This is a genomic window from Stappia sp. 28M-7, from assembly GCF_014252955.1.
Lineage (GTDB): Bacteria > Pseudomonadota > Alphaproteobacteria > Rhizobiales > Stappiaceae > Stappia.
This window is the reverse complement of record NZ_JACMIA010000001.1, coordinates 1,555,723-1,574,082: the sequence shown is the minus strand read 5'-3', so window position 1 is coordinate 1,574,082 and position 18,360 is coordinate 1,555,723. Positions and strand designations below refer to the sequence as shown.

The following is an 18,360-nucleotide window of genomic DNA, read 5'->3' as shown; positions in this document are numbered from 1 at the left end:
GCCACAGGCCGCCCGCCGCAAGGCCACAACAGAGCGGCCAAACGCCGGGCGCCGCAGGGGAATCGGTGCGTTTCGGAGACCGCCCTCGCTCCTTGCGCCAACGCGAACGGCGGGACACGAGGTCCCGCCGCTTGTACAGATCAGCGAAGAGGTCTTGCGCGTACGCCGGCCTCTCAGTCGTTGCCGCCACGCGGGCCTTCGCCGCGCTCGCCGCGACCTTCGCCCTTCATGCCGCGATGCATCTCGCCATGCCAGCGCTTGCCGCCGCGCGGACGGTCTTCACGCGAGAGCGCGCCGTCGCCGTTGCGGTCCATGCGGGCTACGAGGCCGGCGAAGGGACGTGCCGCTTCCTCGCGGGTGATGGCAAGGTCGCCGTCACGATCGAGACGCTGGAAGGCCCGCACCATGCGGCTGTCCATCCGCTCGGCCCAGATCGTGCCGAACTCCTCGAGCGTCAACGTCTTGTCGCCATCGGCGTCGGCCTTGGCAAAGGCATCCGCCCGGGCGGCGCGAATCTCGTCGCCGGTGACGTTGCCGTCGCCGTCCGCATCGAAGCGCTCCATCATCCGGCCATGACCACGCGGACCGCCGCGGCCCTTCTTGTTGTCGTCGTCGCCGGCGCGCTGCTCCATGCGGGAGATCATCCGCTCCATACGGCCATTGTACTCGTCCTCGGTGATCTTGCCGTCGCCGTCACGGTCGAGACGCTGGAAGGCGCGAACGCGGCGCTCGCTGAACTCGTTCTGGTAAGCGACCTTGAACTCGTCCAGCGTGACCTTGCCGTCGCCATTGGTGTCGGCGGCCGTGAAGGTCGCTTCCACCTTGGCGTCGATCTCGGCCTGGGTCACCTTGCCGTCGCCATCGGTGTCGAAGCGCTCCATGAACATGCGGGCCATGTTGCCGCGGCCACCATGATGCCAGCCGTTCTTGCCGCCACGATGGGACTGGTGCCAGCCCGGCTTGCCGCCGTCGCGCCCCCAGCCGTGCTTGCCACCGTCACGGTCGGCAAAGGCGGGCATGGCGGTGGTTCCGACCAGCGCCGCGGCGAGGGCGGCCAGCGTGATCTTCTTGAAAGTCGTCATCGCGTCATCTCCTTGTCGGTCACTGCGATGACACCGGTCTAGCGGTCGGTTGTCGCTGAAATGTGCCCGCAACACCGCCTTTGTGTCGCAAGCTGTGACGGGTCGCGCACCCGTTACATCTGGATACAATTGCGGTTTCCCTGCCCGCGCCTGCGACGATATCTAGAATGCGAGGGAGACATTCGAGGCGAAAGCGATCATGAGCGAAAGCGGGCCACACATTCTCGTCGTCGACGACCACCGCGACATTCGCGAGTCGCTGGCGCGCTATCTGCGCAAGAACGGGCTTCGGGCCTCGGTCGCGGAAAATGCCGCCCAGGCGCGCAAGTTCCTGAAAGCCGCGGCCGTCGATCTCGTCGTGCTCGACATCATGATGCCCGGCGAGGACGGTCTGTCGCTCTGCCGATCGCTGGTGGAGAGCGGCACCATGCCGGTGATCCTGCTCACGGCGATGGCCGAGGACACCGACCGCATCGTCGGGCTGGAGATCGGCGCCGACGACTATGTGACCAAGCCGTTCAACCCGCGCGAGCTCCTGGCCCGCATCCGCGCCGTGCTGCGCCGCTCCTCCCAGGTGCCCAGGCAACGCGACCCGATCGAGGCGGAGACGCTCGCCTTCGCCGGCTGGCGGCTCGATGTGCCCAAGCGCCTGCTGACGGGTGAAGACGGCATTGCCGTGCCGCTGTCGACCGGCGAGTTCCAGCTCTTGATCGCCTTCCTGAAGCGGCCGCGCATGGTGCTGTCGCGCGACCAGTTGCTCGACATCACCTCCGGCCGCAGCCCGGCCGCCTTCGACCGATCCATCGACAACCAGGTCAGCCGCCTGCGCCGCAAGATCGAGCCCGACCCGAAAAACCCGGAGCTGATCAAGACCGTGTGGGGCGGCGGGTACACATTCACCGCCGAGGTCGAGGACCTGCTCGCATGACGCCTCGCTTTCGCCCCTGGCCGCGCTCGCTCGCCGGACAGCTCGTCGCGCTGCTGCTGATCGCGGTGGTGCTGGCCCAGGTCATCACCTTGTGGCTCTTCGCCGGAGAGCGCCGGGTGGCACTGGTGGAGCTTGCCCGCAATACCATCGTCTCGCGCACGGTCTCCCTGGTGCGGCTGGTCGAGGCCGCACCGGAAAGCCAGCATCCGGACATGCTGCGGGCGATCTCCAGCCGCTTCCTCTGGTACTGGATCGACGACGCCCCTGCCCTTGCCGAGGCCGGCCGCGGCAAGACCGACAAGCGGATCGCCGCGATGCTCGGCGAGGAGCTGAATGCCGGCAAGACGATCCGGGTCGACGTCTCGCGGCGCGAGGTCTCCCACGCCCCGCCGTCGCGCCGGCGGATCGATGTCGGCGACAGCGAGGGCGAGGACGAGGCGGAGGACCGGCCGGCGGAGCCGCAGGCGAGCAAGCGGACGCGCGAATACCGGGCGCCCTTCCATCACAGCAACTGGCGCGCCGCGCCGGTATCGCTGACGCTCTCCGTACAGCTGTCGGACGGGCGCTGGCTCAATGGAGCCAGCCGCTTCCGCGTACCGCGCAACACGCTGCTTCCGGTCTTCGTCACCGTCGCCCTGATGGCCGGCGCCATCGTGCTGGTCATCGGCGTGACCGTCAGCCGCCTCACCCGCCCCTTGCGCGAACTGGCGGCCGCCGCCGGCCGGCTGGGGCGCGGCGAGGATGTGGAGCCGCTGCCCGAAAGCGGTCCTTCCGAGGTGCGCGGCACGATCCGGGCCTTCAACGTGATGCAGGACCGCCTGACCCGCTTCGTGCGCGACCGCACCCGCATGCTCGGCGCCATCAGCCATGACCTGCGCACACCGATCACCTCGCTCAGGATCCGCGCCGAGTTCATCGACGACGACGAGAACCGGGAGAAGATGATCGAGACGCTCGACGAGATGCAGCGCATGGTCGAGGCGGCTCTGGCCTTCGCCCGCGACGAGGCGTCACGAGAGGTCGGCGCGCCGACCGATCTCGGCGACTTCATCGACGCAATCGCCGAGGATTACCGCGATATCGGCCGCCCCGTCGCCTTCGACCCGCCGCAGACGCGCTGCGTCGTCTCGTGCCGGCCGTTCAGCCTGAAACGGGCGCTGCGCAACCTCATCGACAATGCCGTTCGCTACGGCGGCGATGCGGAACTGGCTCTGGCGACGGAAGGCGGACAGGCGATCATAACCGTACGCGACCACGGCCCGGGCATTCCGGAGGAACGGCTGAAGGACGTGTTCGAGCCTTTCGTGCGACTGGAGGAATCCCGGTCGGAGGAAACGGGCGGCATCGGCCTCGGCCTCTCCATCGCCCGCTCCATCGTGCATGCACATGGCGGCACGCTGACCCTCGCCAACCATCCCGAGGGCGGCCTGGAAGCACGGATCGCGCTGCCGATGGACGACCGTCCCGGCCGCCGGTAAGGCCGCCGGGCGCGAATCCCCGACCGACCCGCAAAGAAAAAGCCTCCCGGCCGGACAGCCGGGAGGCTTTGTTCGTTTCGCCCTGGTGCCAGCGTCAGCCGCGGGCGGCGGCCTTCACCTCCAGGCGGCGGGCATGCAGGATCGGCTCGGTATAGCCGGAGGGCTGCTCGCGGCCCTTGAACACCAGGTCGCATGCGGCCTTGAAGGCGATCGAGCCGTCGAAGTCCGCGGCCATCGGCGTGTAGAGCGGATCGCCTGCATTCTGGCCGTCGACGACCTTCGCCATGCGCTTCATCGTCTCCATCACCTGTGCCTCGCTGCAAACGCCGTGGCGCAGCCAGTTGGCGATATGCTGGGACGAGATGCGCAGCGTCGCCCGATCTTCCATCAGGCCGACATTGTTGATGTCGGGCACCTTGGAGCAGCCGACGCCCTGGTCGACCCAGCGCACCACGTAGCCGAGGATGCCCTGCGCGTTGTTGTCGAGCTCGGCCTGGATCTCCTCGGCCGACCAGTTCGGCCGCTCGGCAACCGGGATCGACAGGATATCGTCGAGGCTGGCGCGGCCGCGGGCCTTCAGTTCCTGCTGGCGGGCAGCGACATCGACCACATGGTAGTGCAGCGCATGCAGGGTCGCGGCGGTCGGCGACGGCACCCAGGCCGTGTTGGCGCCGGACTTCGGATGGCCGACCTTCTGCTCCAGCATCGCCTTCATCAGGTCCGGCATCGCCCACATGCCCTTGCCGATCTGGGCGTGGCCCGGCAGGCCGCATTCGAGGCCGACGTCGACGTTCCAGTTCTCATAGGCCTGGATCCAGGCGGCCTGCTTCATGTCGCCCTTGCGGATCATCGGGCCGGCTTCCATCGAGGTGTGCATCTCGTCGCCGGTGCGGTCGAGGAAGCCGGTATTGATGAAGCACACGCGCGAGGACGCCGCGCGGATGCACTCCTTGAGGTTCACGGTCGTGCGTCGCTCCTCGTCCATGATGCCCATCTTCAGCGTGTCGGCGGCAAGGCCCAGCGCCTGCTCGATCCGGCCGAACAGCCGGTTGGCGAAGGCGACCTCGTCGGGGCCGTGCATCTTCGGCTTGACGATGTAGAGCGAGCCGGCGCGCGAGTTCATCCGCCGCCCGCCGCCGGACGGGCCGCCCGTGCCGATGTCGTGCATGGCGATCAGAGCGGTCATCATGCCGTCGAGGATGCCTTCCGGCACCTCCTTGCCGTCGCGGTCGAGAATCGCCGGCGTGGTCATGAGGTGACCGACATTGCGCACCAGCATCAGCGAGCGGCATTTCACGAGCAGCGGTGCGCCCTCCGGCGTCGTGTAGGTGAAATCGCCGTAGAGCTTGCGCTCGATCGTTTCGCCGCCCTTCTGGAACGTTTCCTTCAGATCGCCCTTCATGAGGCCGAGCCAGTTGCGGTAGGCGACAACCTTGTCCTGCGCATCGACGGCCGCGACCGAATCCTCGCAGTCCATGATGGTCGACACCGCCGCCTCGAGGTTGACCGCGGCCATGCCGGCGGGATCGGTCTTGCCGATGTCCCAGCCACGGTTGAACAGGATCTCGATACCAAGGCCGTTGTTCTTCAGGAGCACGTGGCGCCAGCCGCCCTCGCCTTCGGCATGGCCGGCATACTGGTCCGGGCGCTTGAGACGGACCGGGCCCGACGCCGTCGAGAGCTTGAGCTCCGCGCCGGCCTCGACATCGGTCAAGTCGGCCCACTTGGCGCCGTCGAGGGGCGCGGCCTCGTCGAGAAAGGCTTTCGCCCGGGCGATGACCTTCTCGCCACGCTTCGGGTTGTAGCCCTTGCCCTTCTCTGCGCCGCCGGTTTCGGGAATGGCATCCGTGCCGTAGAGCGCATCATAGAGCGAACCCCAGCGGGCATTGGCCGCGTTCAACGCGTAACGGGCATTGGTGATCGGCACCACCAGCTGCGGGCCGGCGATGGAGGCGATTTCCGGGTCGACATTCTGCGTCGTCACCGAGAAGGCGGGGCCTTCGTCCACCAGATAGCCGATCTCCTTGAGAAAGGCCTTGTAGGCCGCAAGGTCGACCGGGCCGGGATGGGCGCGGTGCCAGTCGTCGATCTTGGCCTGCAACGCATCGCGGCGGGCCAGCAGGTCGCGATTCTCCGGCGCCATGTCGTGCACGATGGCCGACAGGCCCTTCCAGAACGCGTCCGCCGTCACGCCGGTGCCCGGCAGGGCCTCCTGCTCGACAAAATCCCGCAGTTCCGGGGCGATCTTCAGGCCGGCAATCTCGATACGGTCCATGGCGGTCGGCACTCCCTGGTCGACGTTTCTTGGTGTGACTGTTGCAGCGCTCTGTCGGATGCGTCCGTCGCGGCCATCTCCGGCTTGCGCGGGCAGCACGGTCTTCACAAAAGACGATGCAGAGACACCGGGCAAGCGCTGATGAGGCGCGGTCTGACGGATGAAATCCGAACGGAACGGTTCGATCCTCATCAAACCGCAGGGACCCTTTCCCGGTCAATCTTGCACAAATCGAAAAGACTTGATCCTCAGGGGAAACAATCTCCACTGCAGGGCAGCCCTGCGTCTGGTGCAATGCCCGGTCCCGCCCGCGTGGCTTGCATCGACTGGTGCAATTCGTCATACGATAGAGCTGTTTCTTCGATCCCGCGCCGGCGAGACACGCCCATGGTGCGGGCCACCCCAGCAAGTCCGGACGACGGAATGCCCCGGCAAGACGGCCGGCGCGCGTCCTGCTCCGGCGCGGACCCATGGCCCCATGTCGCAATCCGGCTCGCCCCTGCTCACGCGCTTTTTCAACCAGCCGATCCTGCTGCTGGTGCTGACCACCCTGTTCTGGGGCGGCAACACCATTGCCGGTCGGCTCGCCATCGGCGAGGTCTCGCCGATGGCCGTCGTGCTGCTGCGCTGGATCGCCGTCTCGGGCCTGCTGCTGGTGCTGTACGGGCGGCAGGTCCGGGCCGAATGGCCGACGCTGCGGCGGCACCTGCCGATTCTCATCGCCATGGGCATGTTCGGCTTCACGGCCTTCAACGCGCTGTTCTACATCGCCGCCCACAGCACGACCGCCGTCAACCTCGGCATCATCCAGGGCTCCATGCCGATGTTCGTGCTGCTCGGCGCGCTGGTGATCCTGCGCACGCCGATCCGGCCGCTGCAGGCGCTCGGCGTGCTGGTCACCATGGCCGGTGTCGCCTTCATCGCCGCGCAGGGTGACCTGTCGCGCCTGGCGGGGCTCGAGGTGAATATCGGCGACGCGCTGATGATCGTCGCCTGTCTGCTCTACTCGCTTTACGCCGTGCTGCTGCGCAAGCGCCCGCCGGTTTCCGGCATGGTCTTCTTCACCGTGCTGGCAGTGGTCGCCGCGGTCACCTCCGTGCCTCTGTTCGCCATGGAAGTGGCGCAGGGCGCGCTGCAATGGCCAACGCCCAAGGGTTGGCTGGTGATCGCCTATATCTCGATCTTCCCGTCCTGCCTGTCGCAGATCTTCTTCATGCGCGGGGTGGAACTGGTTGGGCCGGGACGCGCCGGGGTGTTCATCAACCTGGTGCCGATCTTCTCGTCGCTGCTGGCCGTCAGCCTGCTCGGCGAGCCGTTCCACCTGTACCACGCCGCCGCGCTGTGCCTGGTTCTGGTCGGCATCGCGCTTTCCGAGCGAAAGTCGCGCAAACCCGCCCCGGCCACCTGACCAGCCGCACAATCAACACCGAAAATTTCGGAGGACGACGCGAAACGGTCGCGTCATTGTCGAAATGTGGCAAGATAGAGGGGACATGCAAGCGCCCCTCTTCATCGCAGCCATCGCCGGCCTCCTCGTCGTCATCTCTCTCATCCAGCCGCTTGCGCGGCGGCTGAAGGTGGCCCCGTCCGTGTTGTTGGCGCTTGTCGGCACCGCAATCGGCGTCCTGTCGGGCTGGCTGCTCTACACGCCCAGCACCGACGCGTTCAATCAGATCGCGTCCGTCTTCGTGAACCTGCCGCTGAACTCGCAGGGCATTCTTCACCTGTTCCTGCCGGTGCTGCTGTTCCAGACGACGCTGACGCTCGATGTGCGCCGCATGGCGGACGACGCAGGCGTCATCTTCGTGATGGCCGTGGTCGCCGTCGTGGTCGCGACCGCCTTCATCGGGTTCGCGCTCGCGCCCTTCACCACGGTGCCGCTGGTCGCCTGCCTGCTGCTTGGCGCCATTGTCGCCACCACCGACCCGGTCGCGGTCGTCGCGATCTTCCGCGACATCGGTGCGCCGGCGCGCCTCGGCCGCCTGGTGGAGGGAGAAAGCCTGCTCAACGACGCGGCCGCGATCGCCCTGTTCGTCATTCTGCTCGGCGCGATGACGGGCGGCTCGGCCCCCACGCTCGCCGACGGCGTCGAGCTGTTCCTGTGGAGCTTTTCCGGCGGCATGGCGCTCGGCTATATCGGCGGCCAGGTGCTGGTGCGCCTGCTCCCGCTGGTGCGCGACTTCCGCCTCGCCCAAGTGACGCTCAGCGTCGCCATGCCCTATCTGGTCTACATCATCGCGGAAAACTTCATCGGCGTATCCGGTGTCGTTGCCGTCGTCGTGGCCGGCATCGTCATCAATCTCGCCGGCCCCTCGCGCGTCACCCCCGACGGCTGGACCTATCTCAACGACGTGTGGGACCAGATCGCCTTCTGGGCCTCGTCGCTGATCTTCATGCTGGCCTCGATCCTGATCCCGAAGCTGCTCGTGGACGTCGGCTGGTACGACATCGCCCTCCTGGCCATCGTCGTGGCGGCCGCGCTTGCCGCCCGCGCCGTGGTGCTGTTCGGCCTGCTGCCACTGATGAGCCTGCTGCAGCTGTCCCAGCCCGTCAGCACGCCGTTCAAGACGGTCATGCTGTGGGGCGGAATGCGCGGGGCGATCACCTTGACGCTGGCGCTCGGCGTTACCGAGAACCTTGCCATCGACCCGCAGATAAAGCGCTTCGTCGCCGTACTCGCCACCGGCTTCGTGCTGTTCACGCTGCTGGTATACGGCACGACGCTGAAGCCCCTGATCAAGGTGTTCGGCCTCGACAAGCTGCCGCCGCTGGACGCTGCGATGCGGGCCCAGGTGCTGGCCCTTGCGCTTGCCAATGTGCGCGAAGGCGTGGCCCGCGCGATTTCGGAATACCACATCGCACCGGCGGCAGCGGAAGAGACCGATCGACGCTACCGCGAGCGGCTGATCGAGGCGCAAGGCCTCGACGGTGGCATGGACGAGATCCTCGACCGCGACCGCGTCACGGTGGGCCTCGTGTCGATCTCCAACCGAGAACGCGAGATCGTGCTGCGTCATCTTCGCGAGCGCACCGCCTCGATCCACACCGCCGAGGAGCTGCTGGCCCGCATCGGCCGCATCGCCGACCGGGCCCGCGCCGGCGGCCGCATCGAGTACAACCGCGCCGCGCGGCAGGCCCTCGCCTTTCCGCGCACCATGCGGCTTGCCCAGTGGCTCCAGCGGAACGTCAAATACGACCGCTGGCTCGCCCGCCTGCTCGGCGACCGTTACGAGATGCTGCTGCTGAACCGGATCGTGCTGGATGAGCTGATCGCCTTCACCAACGAGAAGATCGAGCCGCTGCTGGGCCGCCGCGTGGTCGAAATCCTGACGGAGATCCTGCTCGGCCGCCGCGAGGCGACGACCACCGCGCTTGAGGCGTTGCGGCTGCAGTATCCCGACTATGCCGACAGCCTCGACCAGCGCTTTCTGCAGAAGGCCGCGCTGCGGCTGGAGGAAGACGCTTACCGCTCGCTCTACGCGCAGAACCTCATCGGCACCGAACTCTATTCCAACCTGTCGCAGGGCGTGAACGAGAATCGGGAGACGGCCGACTCGCGGCCGAAGCTGGACATGGGGATGCGCACGGAGGAGCTGACCGCGCAGCTGCCGCTGTTCCGCGACCTCAGCGAGGACCGTATCCGCGCGATTTCCCGGCTGATGCGGCCGCTCTTTGCCGTGCCCGGCGAGCTGCTGATCCGAAAGGGTGAGCGCGGCGACACGGCCTACTTCATCTCCTCCGGCGCGGTCGAGGTGATCACCGAGCATGTGCGCGTGCGCCTTGGTCGTGGCGACGTGTTCGGCGAGATCGCGCTGTTGACCGGCCAGCCGCGCACCGCCGATGTGCGTGCGCTCGGCTATTGCAACCTGCTCGTCCTGTCCAGGACCGACTTCCGCAGCCTGACCGACAAGGATCCGACGCTGAAGCAGCACATGGCGAACATGGCGGCACAGCGCCGGCAGATGAACGCCACCGCAGTTGAAGACGACGCGCTTGCGAGCGAAGAAGCCGCAGAAAACCTCGTGAAAGAAAGTTGACTCAATCTGATATACTCAGGGTTGTATGATAAATAAAGAAAATCAGAAATAGATTTTTTATCGCTTAAGTTGCGGAAGATCATTTCTTCCCCGAAACATCTTGACGACTCGCCTCACTCAACATCTAATTTCAGATGTCATGAAGTGATTTGCATGACTTTCGTGCGCCAGTGCGCCGCAAAGTAATTTTTCAAAAGCCCGGTCTTTCGTCGAAGGGGCAGCTTTATCGCGGAAGGAAGACCGGAGCGGCCAACTGGCGTTTTCCTTAGCCAACATATTTTATGGGGCAATACATGACTGACGAACTCAAAAAGGTCGAGATCCACGATTACCAGGCGTTCGGCCAGCTGATCACCGAATACGCCACGGGCGCGAAGCCTTGGCCGGAGACGCTGGAAGCCCTGAAGCAGGCCACCAAGGGCATCGCCACGATTCCCGATACCTACAAGGCCCTGCAAATGATCCAGGCCTGCGAGGAAGTCCTGCTCCTTCGCCTGCCGCCGCGGCGCATGACCGAAGAGTCGCTGGCCAAATACGGGGATGTCTCGGCGAAGGCCTATCCGCTGCCGGATTTCTACGCCCGCAAGGACGAGATGAACGAGCACGACTTCTATCTCAGTCGCGTTGCCGACTACACGATTGCCGTGTGCACCTGAGGTTTTTCGCCTTCAGGAGAGTTCGGAGGGCCGCGATGTTTCGCGGCCCTTTTTCACGCTCGCCGCGATGTTTCGCGGCCCTTTTCACGTTACCCGCAAACTGCCGCAGTTCGTCCAGCGTCCGGCATTGGCTCACCGGCGGGTAGCGCCCTCGGGAGCAAGATCGGCCGGCAACACGATCCCGGCGGACGACAGGCCTTGATGGATCTCGTCCCAGGTGCGCGGCGAGGAGATCGGGAAGCAATTGCCGATCCAGCGGGCGATATCGTCATCATCCGGCGGCTGCGGCAGCACCCAGCGGTCAGTCACCCGCTGCTTGAGATGGCTCGCCTGAGCGCGGGCCTCCTCTTCCTCGCCGGTCAGCGCGAGCGCGGCGACATACCAGGCCTCGACGCCGAGATAGCCATCGCTGAGATAGCGAAAAGCCGCGATGGAAGCCGCATGGTCGCCGCACAGGCAGGTGATGCCGACGAAATAGCTCCAGTGCAAGGGTGAGGTCAGCAGGCCGTTCTCGCGGTGGCGATAGGCGATGGCCAGGGCTTCCTGGCGATGGCCGTAATAGGCAAGCCCGTGTGCGGCGGACAACGCCGTCCAGGGGTCGTTGTCGTTGAGCTCCAGAGCCTGGCGATGCTGCGCCTCCGCCTGCTCGAAGCGCCGCTGCAGCGCCAGCGTCCAGGCGGCGCACAGATAGCCGCGCGAGTCGAAGGGATCGAGCGCCAGCGCCATGCGTGCCAACCCGGCGGAGCGCTCGAGCGTCTCCGGCGTCTGCGCCTGGCCGGGAAAGACGATGTGGCGGGAATTGATGATCTGCGCCAGGCTCGAATAGGCAGGGCCGAAGCGGGGATTGTCCTCGATCAGCCGGTCCAGGATCGCCTCGGCGCGATGGGAGTCCTCGATCTTCCAGGTGTAATGGAGCCTCTGGCCCATCAGCAGGCGGTCATACTGGTCCAGCGACGCATCCGGGATGCGCGACATGTTGGCCAGCCGCTCGGCCGAGATGTTGACGTTCATCGCCATGGCGATCTCGGCGACCAACATCGACTGGCGAGCGAACAGCTCGCCGATATCGACGGCCGAGTTCCGCCCCCAGACATAGGCGTTGGTGCGCGAGTTCTTCACCGTCACGGAATAGGATACTGAACGTTCGGCCCGCATGGCGCTGATCGACACCCGGTAGATGGGCGCCGCGGAGCGCGACAGCTCTTCCGTCACATCGTCGGCGACGGACCACTCGCGAAAGCGGACGAGACGCGAAATCAGGTCGTGGCGGAACACCTTGGCCAGTCGAATGTCTTCATGAGCTTCGGTGATCTGAAGGATCTGGTCGACCACGATCACCGGATTGACGTGCTGCACCACCACCGGCGAGCGGTTGCCGTCAACTTTTTCGACCGCAGGCGAGGCGGGAGCGCGCTGAGCGGCTTCCTCGGCGAGACGCATGCGCTCGCGGCGCAGCCAGTCGGAAAACTTGCCGAGCTTGATATCGACGATCAGCGATTGGGTCTCGTTGGAAGGCTGAGTGTCGAACTCGTCCTCCAGCACGTTCCAAAGGTCCTCGTAGGCCCGCAGCGCGCCCGTATAGTCGCCCTGCACTGCACGGGCGGTGATGAAGGCACGGCAGGCCGGCTCATGCGTCGGGTCGAGATTAAGCAGCGCCACGGCCGCCTGCTCCATCCGCTTCCAGTTGCCGCTGTCGAGGCGCACCATAGGCTCCAGCAGCGCCCGCAACTGGTCGTGAAGCTGCTGACGGCGCAGGCGCAGCCAGTTGTGGAAGGGCTCGGCCAGCATCTCCCCGCCTTCGAAGAGGCGCTCGGACAGACGCTTTTCGACCAGCAGCCGCGCCGGAACCTCGCCCCCATCGCCGGCGAGTTCCTCCATGTCGAGCGTGACCCGGCCAAGATCCAGCCAGATGTTCATCTTGTCGCTGTCGAGACCGTCGAACCCGGCATCCTCCAGCGCCCGGCGCAGGATCAGCAGCGTCTGACGCAACGACGAGCGGGAGTGATGTTCGGAACTGTCCTGCCAGAACAGGTTGGCGGCCATTTCACGGGACAGACGGCCGTCGCTGGTCAGGCACAGGCGGACCAGCAGGCCCTCCGCCTTCCGTGAGCGGAACGCAACCGGCTTGCCGTCGACCAGGAAACGCGGCACGCCCAATACGGCAACGTGAAGACGGGAGCGTCCAGAGCCGGCGCCCTGCCCGTGTTCCGCGACCTCGCGATTGCCTATGTCCTCCACGTCACTCCGCCCCTGCATGCCACGTCAGATCCCGCAGGATCTCGCCCCGTTTTCCCACACCCCGAAATCTGGAAAAGGTTTGAAAGAAAAGGCATTCAGTAGAGCCGGACACGATCACCGGGAAAACCGGCTGAGGAATGGAGTGCCCGCTGCCGCTCGAGCCGCGGCGTGACCAGCGTGGCCGGATCAGGTTGCAATCCCGGAACCAGCACGCGTACAACGCTTATACCCGGATCGACACGGGTAAGGTCAATTGCCACTGCACGAAAATTTCGTTTGGCGAGAGCTGAAAGCGGCTCAATATCCCCGAAACTTTCGGGGGGGCCATCCGCATTTCCACTGCCCTGCCGGTTGCCGGATGCCGGCGCTTCGGCCGGCTGCAGCGCCTCCCAGTCGGGCTTCACGAGACTGCGCCGGGCAAGGTGCAACCGATCCGTGTCGTTCAGCCGTTTCTCGTCCGCCTCGGCGAGCTTGGCGTCCACCACCCGATCGGCCAGTTCCACCTGCGCCAGCTCTGTGAACGCGGCAAGCAGGGCCGAGGAAAGGTTTTTCCGGGCTGCAAAGCCATAGGCGAAGCGCTTGCCCTGCCGGTCGACGGACAGGGCCGCAGCCACCGGCACGCCGAGATCGCCGGTGAGATCGAGGAACCAGCTGAGCCGCGCCTCGCTTCCGCCTCGCCACCGGGCGATCCGACCGGCGACAGCAGGAGCACACAGCGTTTCGACCGGGATGGCCCGCCCGCGGCGGCCGCCGCGCCACCACAGGGCGACCGCGTCGCGTTCGATCCATTCCAGCGCCGCATGCCGGCAGGCCTCGCGAAAGCTGCGGCCGGCGGCAACGCCAAGCCCTCGGGCGAACGGCAGCGTATCGCGGTCGCGCCGGCGCCAGCACAGCTCGGCCGGAAGCGGGCCCTGTCGCCCGGTTGTGAGGTCGGCGGCCACGACATGCTCATCCAGCGCACGCAGGCGCCCGCCGCTTGCATCGCTCGGCTCCTGTGACGGCACCAGACCGAGCGCAAGGCTCTCCGCCTCGCTCCAGAAGTCCTGATCGGCCAAAGGCGTCTCCGCGCCTTCGCGCGGCTCGAAAGGCGCGGCCGGCGCAGGTTCGAACTGCGAGAGATACTCGACCGCTTCGCCGACACAGGCGCGAAACGCCTCAAGCCGTGTCTCACCGACGCCGGACACGGAGCCGCGAGCGCCCATGGCCGCCCCGAAAACGCTCGGCACCACCTCGGCTCCGAAGCAATAGAGGCCCGGGGCATCCGGAAGGGACAATTCGAACAGGCGCTCCAGGCGGGCGGCAACGCCGATCAGGCGGGCAAGGTCGCGGTCGCCGGACAGCCCTTCCGTTGCGCCTTCCGCCAGATAGGCGAGGAAATGACCAGCCGGTCCCGAGGGATCGGGCAGGTCATCGCGCCTCTCCAGGTGTTCGGCCGCAAGGGCCAGTGCCCGACGGGTCTCCTCCCGCATGTGTCAGCCCCCGACTTTCGTTTGGTCGCTTCCGCTCCGTCGCTTCACGCCCTTTGCAGAAAAATCACGCAGAGATAACGCTAGCTGGTGTTGTATCGGAAAATCAATTGGATGGGGGTTCGCGCAGCCGGCTTTACCGGTATTCGGGCGGAATTCCATGCCACCCGGTTGATGGCCGTGCGGGCGCGTGATGCGGGACCGGACATAGAGGTTGCGGGCCCGTGGGAGGATCCGCGTAACCGCCGGCCGACTTCGGGTGGAATTGACGGAATCGAGTTTGACGAGTGCCCTTGTGACCTCTCTCCGACGCGCCTTCGGCGCGGCCCGGAACGGCAGTTCGCCCTGCCGGACGGACGTCACAAGTCACAGCGGGCCGCCCGGAGCTTTTCAGGCTGCGGATCGCACGTGACCTAACTGGGGCCGGGTCGCAGGACGATCCGGCCCGCTTTTCCCGACCTTGGCCAGTTTTCGGCCCTGATCGGGAGACTGGGCAGTCAAGACCGGCCTCAAGGGGCCGCCGGAGCGCAGATCGCGGGCCGGAATTGAGAGAACTCCTGCCGGATCCGAACCGGCATCGTGATTTTCAACGACGCCTTGGCGTCAAAGTTATTAGGCCTGGCGGCACAAAATATACGAGAAGACCTAGTCCAGGGCTTTCAAACGTTCCCGCCCGTTCGCGCCTGCACGCGAACGGGCGGTTTCGTTTCAGTCGGGGCCGTTCGCGCCTGTCCACGGACGGTCGGTTTCGTCTCAATCGAAGCCGTTCGCGCCTGTCCACGGACGGTCGGTTTCGTCGCAATCGAAGCCGTTCGCGCCTGCCCGAGGACGGGCGGGCACCTTCGTTTCAACAGGTCTGCTTGCCAATCCGTTCGAGTGCGGTTTGCCTCCCTCGGCGACAGGGGCGCCCTGCCCCTGTGCCGATCTGGCGCCCCGCAGGCCGGGCCGATTAGGCGTAGCGGCGTGTATCGGCCGCCCGGCCGGAGCCCGCCCCCGATGCTGCCGTGTGCTTGCCCTTGGCGGCACCGCTTTCGGTCGTCTGGCGGATTTCGCTGAAGAAATCGCGGATCTGCCCGGAGATCTGGTCGGACTGGCCGCGCAGGTCTCCAGAGACGACCAGGAAGTCGCGCGCGGCATCTTCCGTCTTGTCGATGGCCGCGGTCACGCCGGTCACATTGCGGGTCAAGGTGACCGTGCCCTGGGCCGCGTGCTGAACGTTCATCGAGATCTCGCGGGTCGCCGCGCCCTGCTCCTCGATCGCAGCGGCAATCGTCGCCGTCAGCGTGTCGATCTCGCCGACGGTCGAGGCGATGGAGCTGATCGTGTCGACCGCCCGCGTCGTCGCACTCTGTATCTCGGCGATCTGCTGAGCGATGTCTTCCGTCGCCCTGGAGGTCTGGCCAGCGAGATTCTTGACTTCCTGCGCGACGATGGCAAAGCCCCGCCCCGCATCACCGGCCCGGGCCGCCTCGATGGTGGCATTGAGCGCCAGCAGGTTGGTCTGTTCGGCAATCGCCTGGATCAGGCCGATGACGTCGCCGATCTTCTGGGCCGTGACCGAGAGCAGGCCGACCTCGCGCGAGGCGCTGTCGGTGACCACGTTCGCGCGACGCGCGACATCGGACGCACCGGTGACCTGCCGGGCGATCTCTTCGATGGAACTGGCCAGTTCCTCGGCCGCCGAGGCGACCGTCTGGACGCTGGTGGAAGTCTGCTCGGATGCGGCAGAGGCGGAAATGGCCTCATGGGACGCAGCGCCGGCGACCGACGACAGCGTGTCGGCGCGCTTCTGCATCGTGTCGGCCGCCTTGTCGACGGTGGCCAGCGAGGCCTCGACCTTGTCCTTGAAGCGGTCGATCGCCTCGGACAGACAGCGGGTGCGCGCCTCCTGCTCTTCCATCAGGATCTGCTGATAGGTGGAGATGGCGTAGTCGAGATCCAGCAGGACGGCCTTGTTGAGCGCCTGCAAAGCGCCCTGCGCCTTGGTGACCGAGAAGCGGTGCCGCTTCAGCACCACGGCGGTCAACTCGTTGAGAACAAACTGATATCCGGCGATGTACCAGCGCGGCTCTAGGCCGATGCGGCTATGCGCGCGGCCGATCCGGTTGATACTGCTTTCGTAGTCTTCGTCGAATTTCGCACTGAACAGGCGCTGCCAGTGCGTCTTCTGAGCAGACTCCAGGGCCGCCTGACGATTTCCCAGGAGCTCCCTGAGCGAGGGCTCCATTACGAGATGCTTGTAGAATCCGGCAAGAATACCATCCAGGTTCGGCTCGACCACGGTCCAAAGGTCCCGCAAGGTCTTCCTGGTTGCTTCATCTATCCGTGCGAACTCCAGGCGCGTTCCCGAATACCTGCTTGCCGCTCCCGACATGGGTCATCCTTTCGATTTCACGCCAAAAAACCCCCGACGCGTTAAAAAGGATGACTCGATTCAGTTTACAGAGCACTAATTTCACCGAATAAATACGGATACTACTTTGGGTGATTGGAAGTTTTCCCGACACATCTAAAGACGTTTCGCAAAAACGAATCATCATGACCAGGTTCGTCATCCGAAATTTCACGTATCTCTACGGAAGAAAATCCGGATACGCGAAAATTGACTTGCAATGAACGCAGCGTCCCGCGCGATACAACCGACAGAAATTCGAGAAGGATTTTGCAAAATCCGGTCTCAAAAACCCGAAATTTTGCATCAGCCTCCGCAACCGCCGCAATTCCCGCAAGAGGTGTAACCCGCAAGACCAGTTGACAATTGACGGGGAGATCCGGGGAGACCCGTGAACCACCGGAAACATACCGAACCCCCATGGAAACTCAAGGAGTTGTGCGGGGTTTGACGGGGTCGGGCGGCGGTGCGCCGTGTGCTCCCGACCGGATCGGCCGCGCAAGACCGCTTGGCAATTCGAGACGAGAAGGCTTGGCGATGTCGACGCCGCCACGCTGAGAATGGCAGAGATCTGCCAGTCGGCCCTTCGAAAGTGGGGCGCAGGAATGGCAACTGCAACGCCCCGCCCCACTTCGCTCAACAGCGCAGAAAACTGCCAATTCCTAGCCCACTCAGGCTGCAGGCCTAGTTCAGAAAGTGGGGCGTTTCAATTTCGGCTTAAAGCATCAGGCCCGACCGGCTGCACATCGTCATCGTAACAGCCACATCGGTGCTGTCACCGCCCACTGCAGCGGTGACAAAGCCCCCATCAGTCAGGATGCCAAGGAAGGGCTTTTCGCCGGTGTAGCCGCCGAAGCTGTTTTTGGCATTGACCCAGCCGCATGCCGTGACAACCCCGTCCGCGTTGGCGCCCGCAACGATTGTTCCAAAGCGGGCGGACTCCGGATCTTTCAGAACTCTTCTAACGCCGTCATGGATCGCGGTAGTCTCCGCGGCACTTAGCTTGTGAGGCGTGAGAACCTCCATCGGCTTTGATGGCGTCTGACAGCCACCCGCCATCAGCATAAGAACCAACGCAGCGCGTTTCATCATTTGTTCCACCCCAGAATTCCACTGCTACCAGTGATCGTATTTGTACGACGATTGCAATTTCTGAAATAGATAGAAGAGACTATGGGGATCAACCTGTAGTCTGCACTACCATCAAGCCGGACGTTTACCAGTGCCCGGCTCAGCCGCCGCTGTCTGCAGCTTCTTCCGCAACCGCGCCTCCAGCCAAGGCAAGAGCGCCTCTAGCTCTGCCGGATCGGCAGGGTCCTCAGCACGCGTTATCAGGGCGTTATAGGCATCCGCTTGCTCATCCAGCGCGGCGTCCGGGGGCAGCCTCACGCCCTCTTCCTGGTGCACCCTCGCCACAAGCCGGCCGACCTGGCGAAAGACTGCCGCGTCGATAGTTGCGGCAGCATCATTCGGCTCGCCCAGTTTCTCGCCTTCACCGGTTGCAAGCCAAGCGACCGAATAGCCGGTCGCCCTGGCTACGGCGACAATAAACGACAGCTTCACCTCATACTTGCCGCTGATCTGGTCACCGACTGTCCGCCTGGGAATCTCAATGATCTTGGCGAGTGCATTAAGCCCGCCAACGACCTGTGCGGCCTCTTTTACGCGTTCGCCAATTGTATCCATCGCGCACGAGCGAACGCAGCCAAGCATAGCGATATCTCGCTTGCTACATGGCGACGAATCGCTATACCTATTGTTAGCGGCCCGCTTCGGCGACCCGCAATTGATGACACACCGTCAACAAA

At 65.1% G+C, this 18,360-nt stretch carries 12 protein-coding genes; 5 read left to right on the top strand and 7 right to left on the bottom strand.

Annotation, left to right across the window (positions count from 1 at the left end):
* Nucleotides 1–173 precede the first annotated feature (173 nt).
* Entirely contained in the window at nt 174–1,082 is a 909-nt protein-coding gene (locus H7H34_RS06965) for an EF-hand domain-containing protein (RefSeq protein ID WP_185924714.1), read from the bottom strand.
* A 199-nt stretch (nt 1,083–1,281) separates the two neighbouring features.
* On the opposite strand from H7H34_RS06965, the gene H7H34_RS06960 reads away from it, so the two are divergent.
* Together H7H34_RS06960 and H7H34_RS06955 are read left to right on the top strand one after the other, a co-directional pair.
* Entirely contained in the window at nt 1,282–2,010 is a 729-nt protein-coding gene (locus H7H34_RS06960) for a response regulator (RefSeq protein WP_120269064.1), read from the top strand.
* On the top strand, nt 2,007–3,488 hold the full coding sequence (locus tag H7H34_RS06955; protein WP_185924713.1) for an ATP-binding protein: 1,482 nt from the start codon (nt 2,007–2,009) through the stop codon (nt 3,486–3,488). Before H7H34_RS06960 ends, H7H34_RS06955 begins: the two co-directional genes overlap by 4 nt.
* Before the next feature lie 94 nt (nt 3,489–3,582).
* Here the strand turns inward: H7H34_RS06955 and H7H34_RS06950 are convergent, their stop codons facing one another.
* Nucleotides 3,583–5,763, bottom strand: coding sequence for a malate synthase G (locus tag H7H34_RS06950; protein ID WP_185924712.1), 2,181 nt, complete (start codon nt 5,761–5,763; stop codon nt 3,583–3,585).
* A gap of 478 nt (nt 5,764–6,241) precedes the next feature.
* Between H7H34_RS06950 and H7H34_RS06945 the strand changes: the two genes are divergently transcribed.
* The 3 genes from H7H34_RS06945 (at nt 6,242) to H7H34_RS06935 (ending at nt 10,456) form a co-directional block, all read left to right on the top strand.
* On the top strand, nt 6,242–7,171 hold the full coding sequence (locus H7H34_RS06945; RefSeq protein WP_185924711.1) for a DMT family transporter: 930 nt from the start codon (nt 6,242–6,244) through the stop codon (nt 7,169–7,171).
* Nucleotides 7,172–7,256: 85 nt separating this feature from the next.
* Nucleotides 7,257–9,800 carry a cation:proton antiporter gene (locus tag H7H34_RS06940; protein WP_120269061.1) on the top strand — a complete coding sequence of 848 codons (2,544 nt, stop codon included), beginning with the start codon at nt 7,257–7,259 and terminating at the stop codon, nt 9,798–9,800.
* A gap of 293 nt (nt 9,801–10,093) precedes the next feature.
* Entirely contained in the window at nt 10,094–10,456 is a 363-nt protein-coding gene (locus H7H34_RS06935; RefSeq protein WP_120269060.1) for a hypothetical protein, read from the top strand.
* A 132-nt stretch (nt 10,457–10,588) separates the two neighbouring features.
* On the opposite strand, the gene H7H34_RS06930 is transcribed toward H7H34_RS06935, so the two are convergent.
* From H7H34_RS06930 to H7H34_RS06910, 5 genes are all read right to left on the bottom strand, one after another.
* Complete coding sequence (locus H7H34_RS06930) at nt 10,589–12,712, bottom strand: AfsR/SARP family transcriptional regulator (protein WP_185924710.1); 2,124 nt, start codon at nt 12,710–12,712, stop codon at nt 10,589–10,591.
* A 77-nt stretch (nt 12,713–12,789) separates the two neighbouring features.
* Nucleotides 12,790–14,163, bottom strand: a complete 1,374-nt coding sequence (locus H7H34_RS06925; RefSeq protein WP_185924709.1) for a YcaO-like family protein — start codon at nt 14,161–14,163, stop codon at nt 12,790–12,792.
* 946 nt (nt 14,164–15,109) lie between these two features.
* Nucleotides 15,110–16,534: a globin-coupled sensor protein gene (locus H7H34_RS06920; protein WP_120269057.1), complete on the bottom strand. Its 1,425-nt coding sequence runs from the start codon at nt 16,532–16,534 to the stop codon at nt 15,110–15,112.
* Nucleotides 16,535–17,269: 735 nt separating this feature from the next.
* The gene (locus H7H34_RS06915) at nt 17,270–17,641 is read right to left on the bottom strand and encodes a hypothetical protein (RefSeq protein WP_185924708.1); all 372 of its coding nucleotides are present in this window, start codon (nt 17,639–17,641) and stop codon (nt 17,270–17,272) included.
* 114 nt (nt 17,642–17,755) lie between these two features.
* Entirely contained in the window at nt 17,756–18,265 is a 510-nt protein-coding gene (locus H7H34_RS06910) for an XRE family transcriptional regulator (protein WP_185924707.1), read from the bottom strand.
* Between the last annotated feature and the right edge of the window lie 95 nt (nt 18,266–18,360).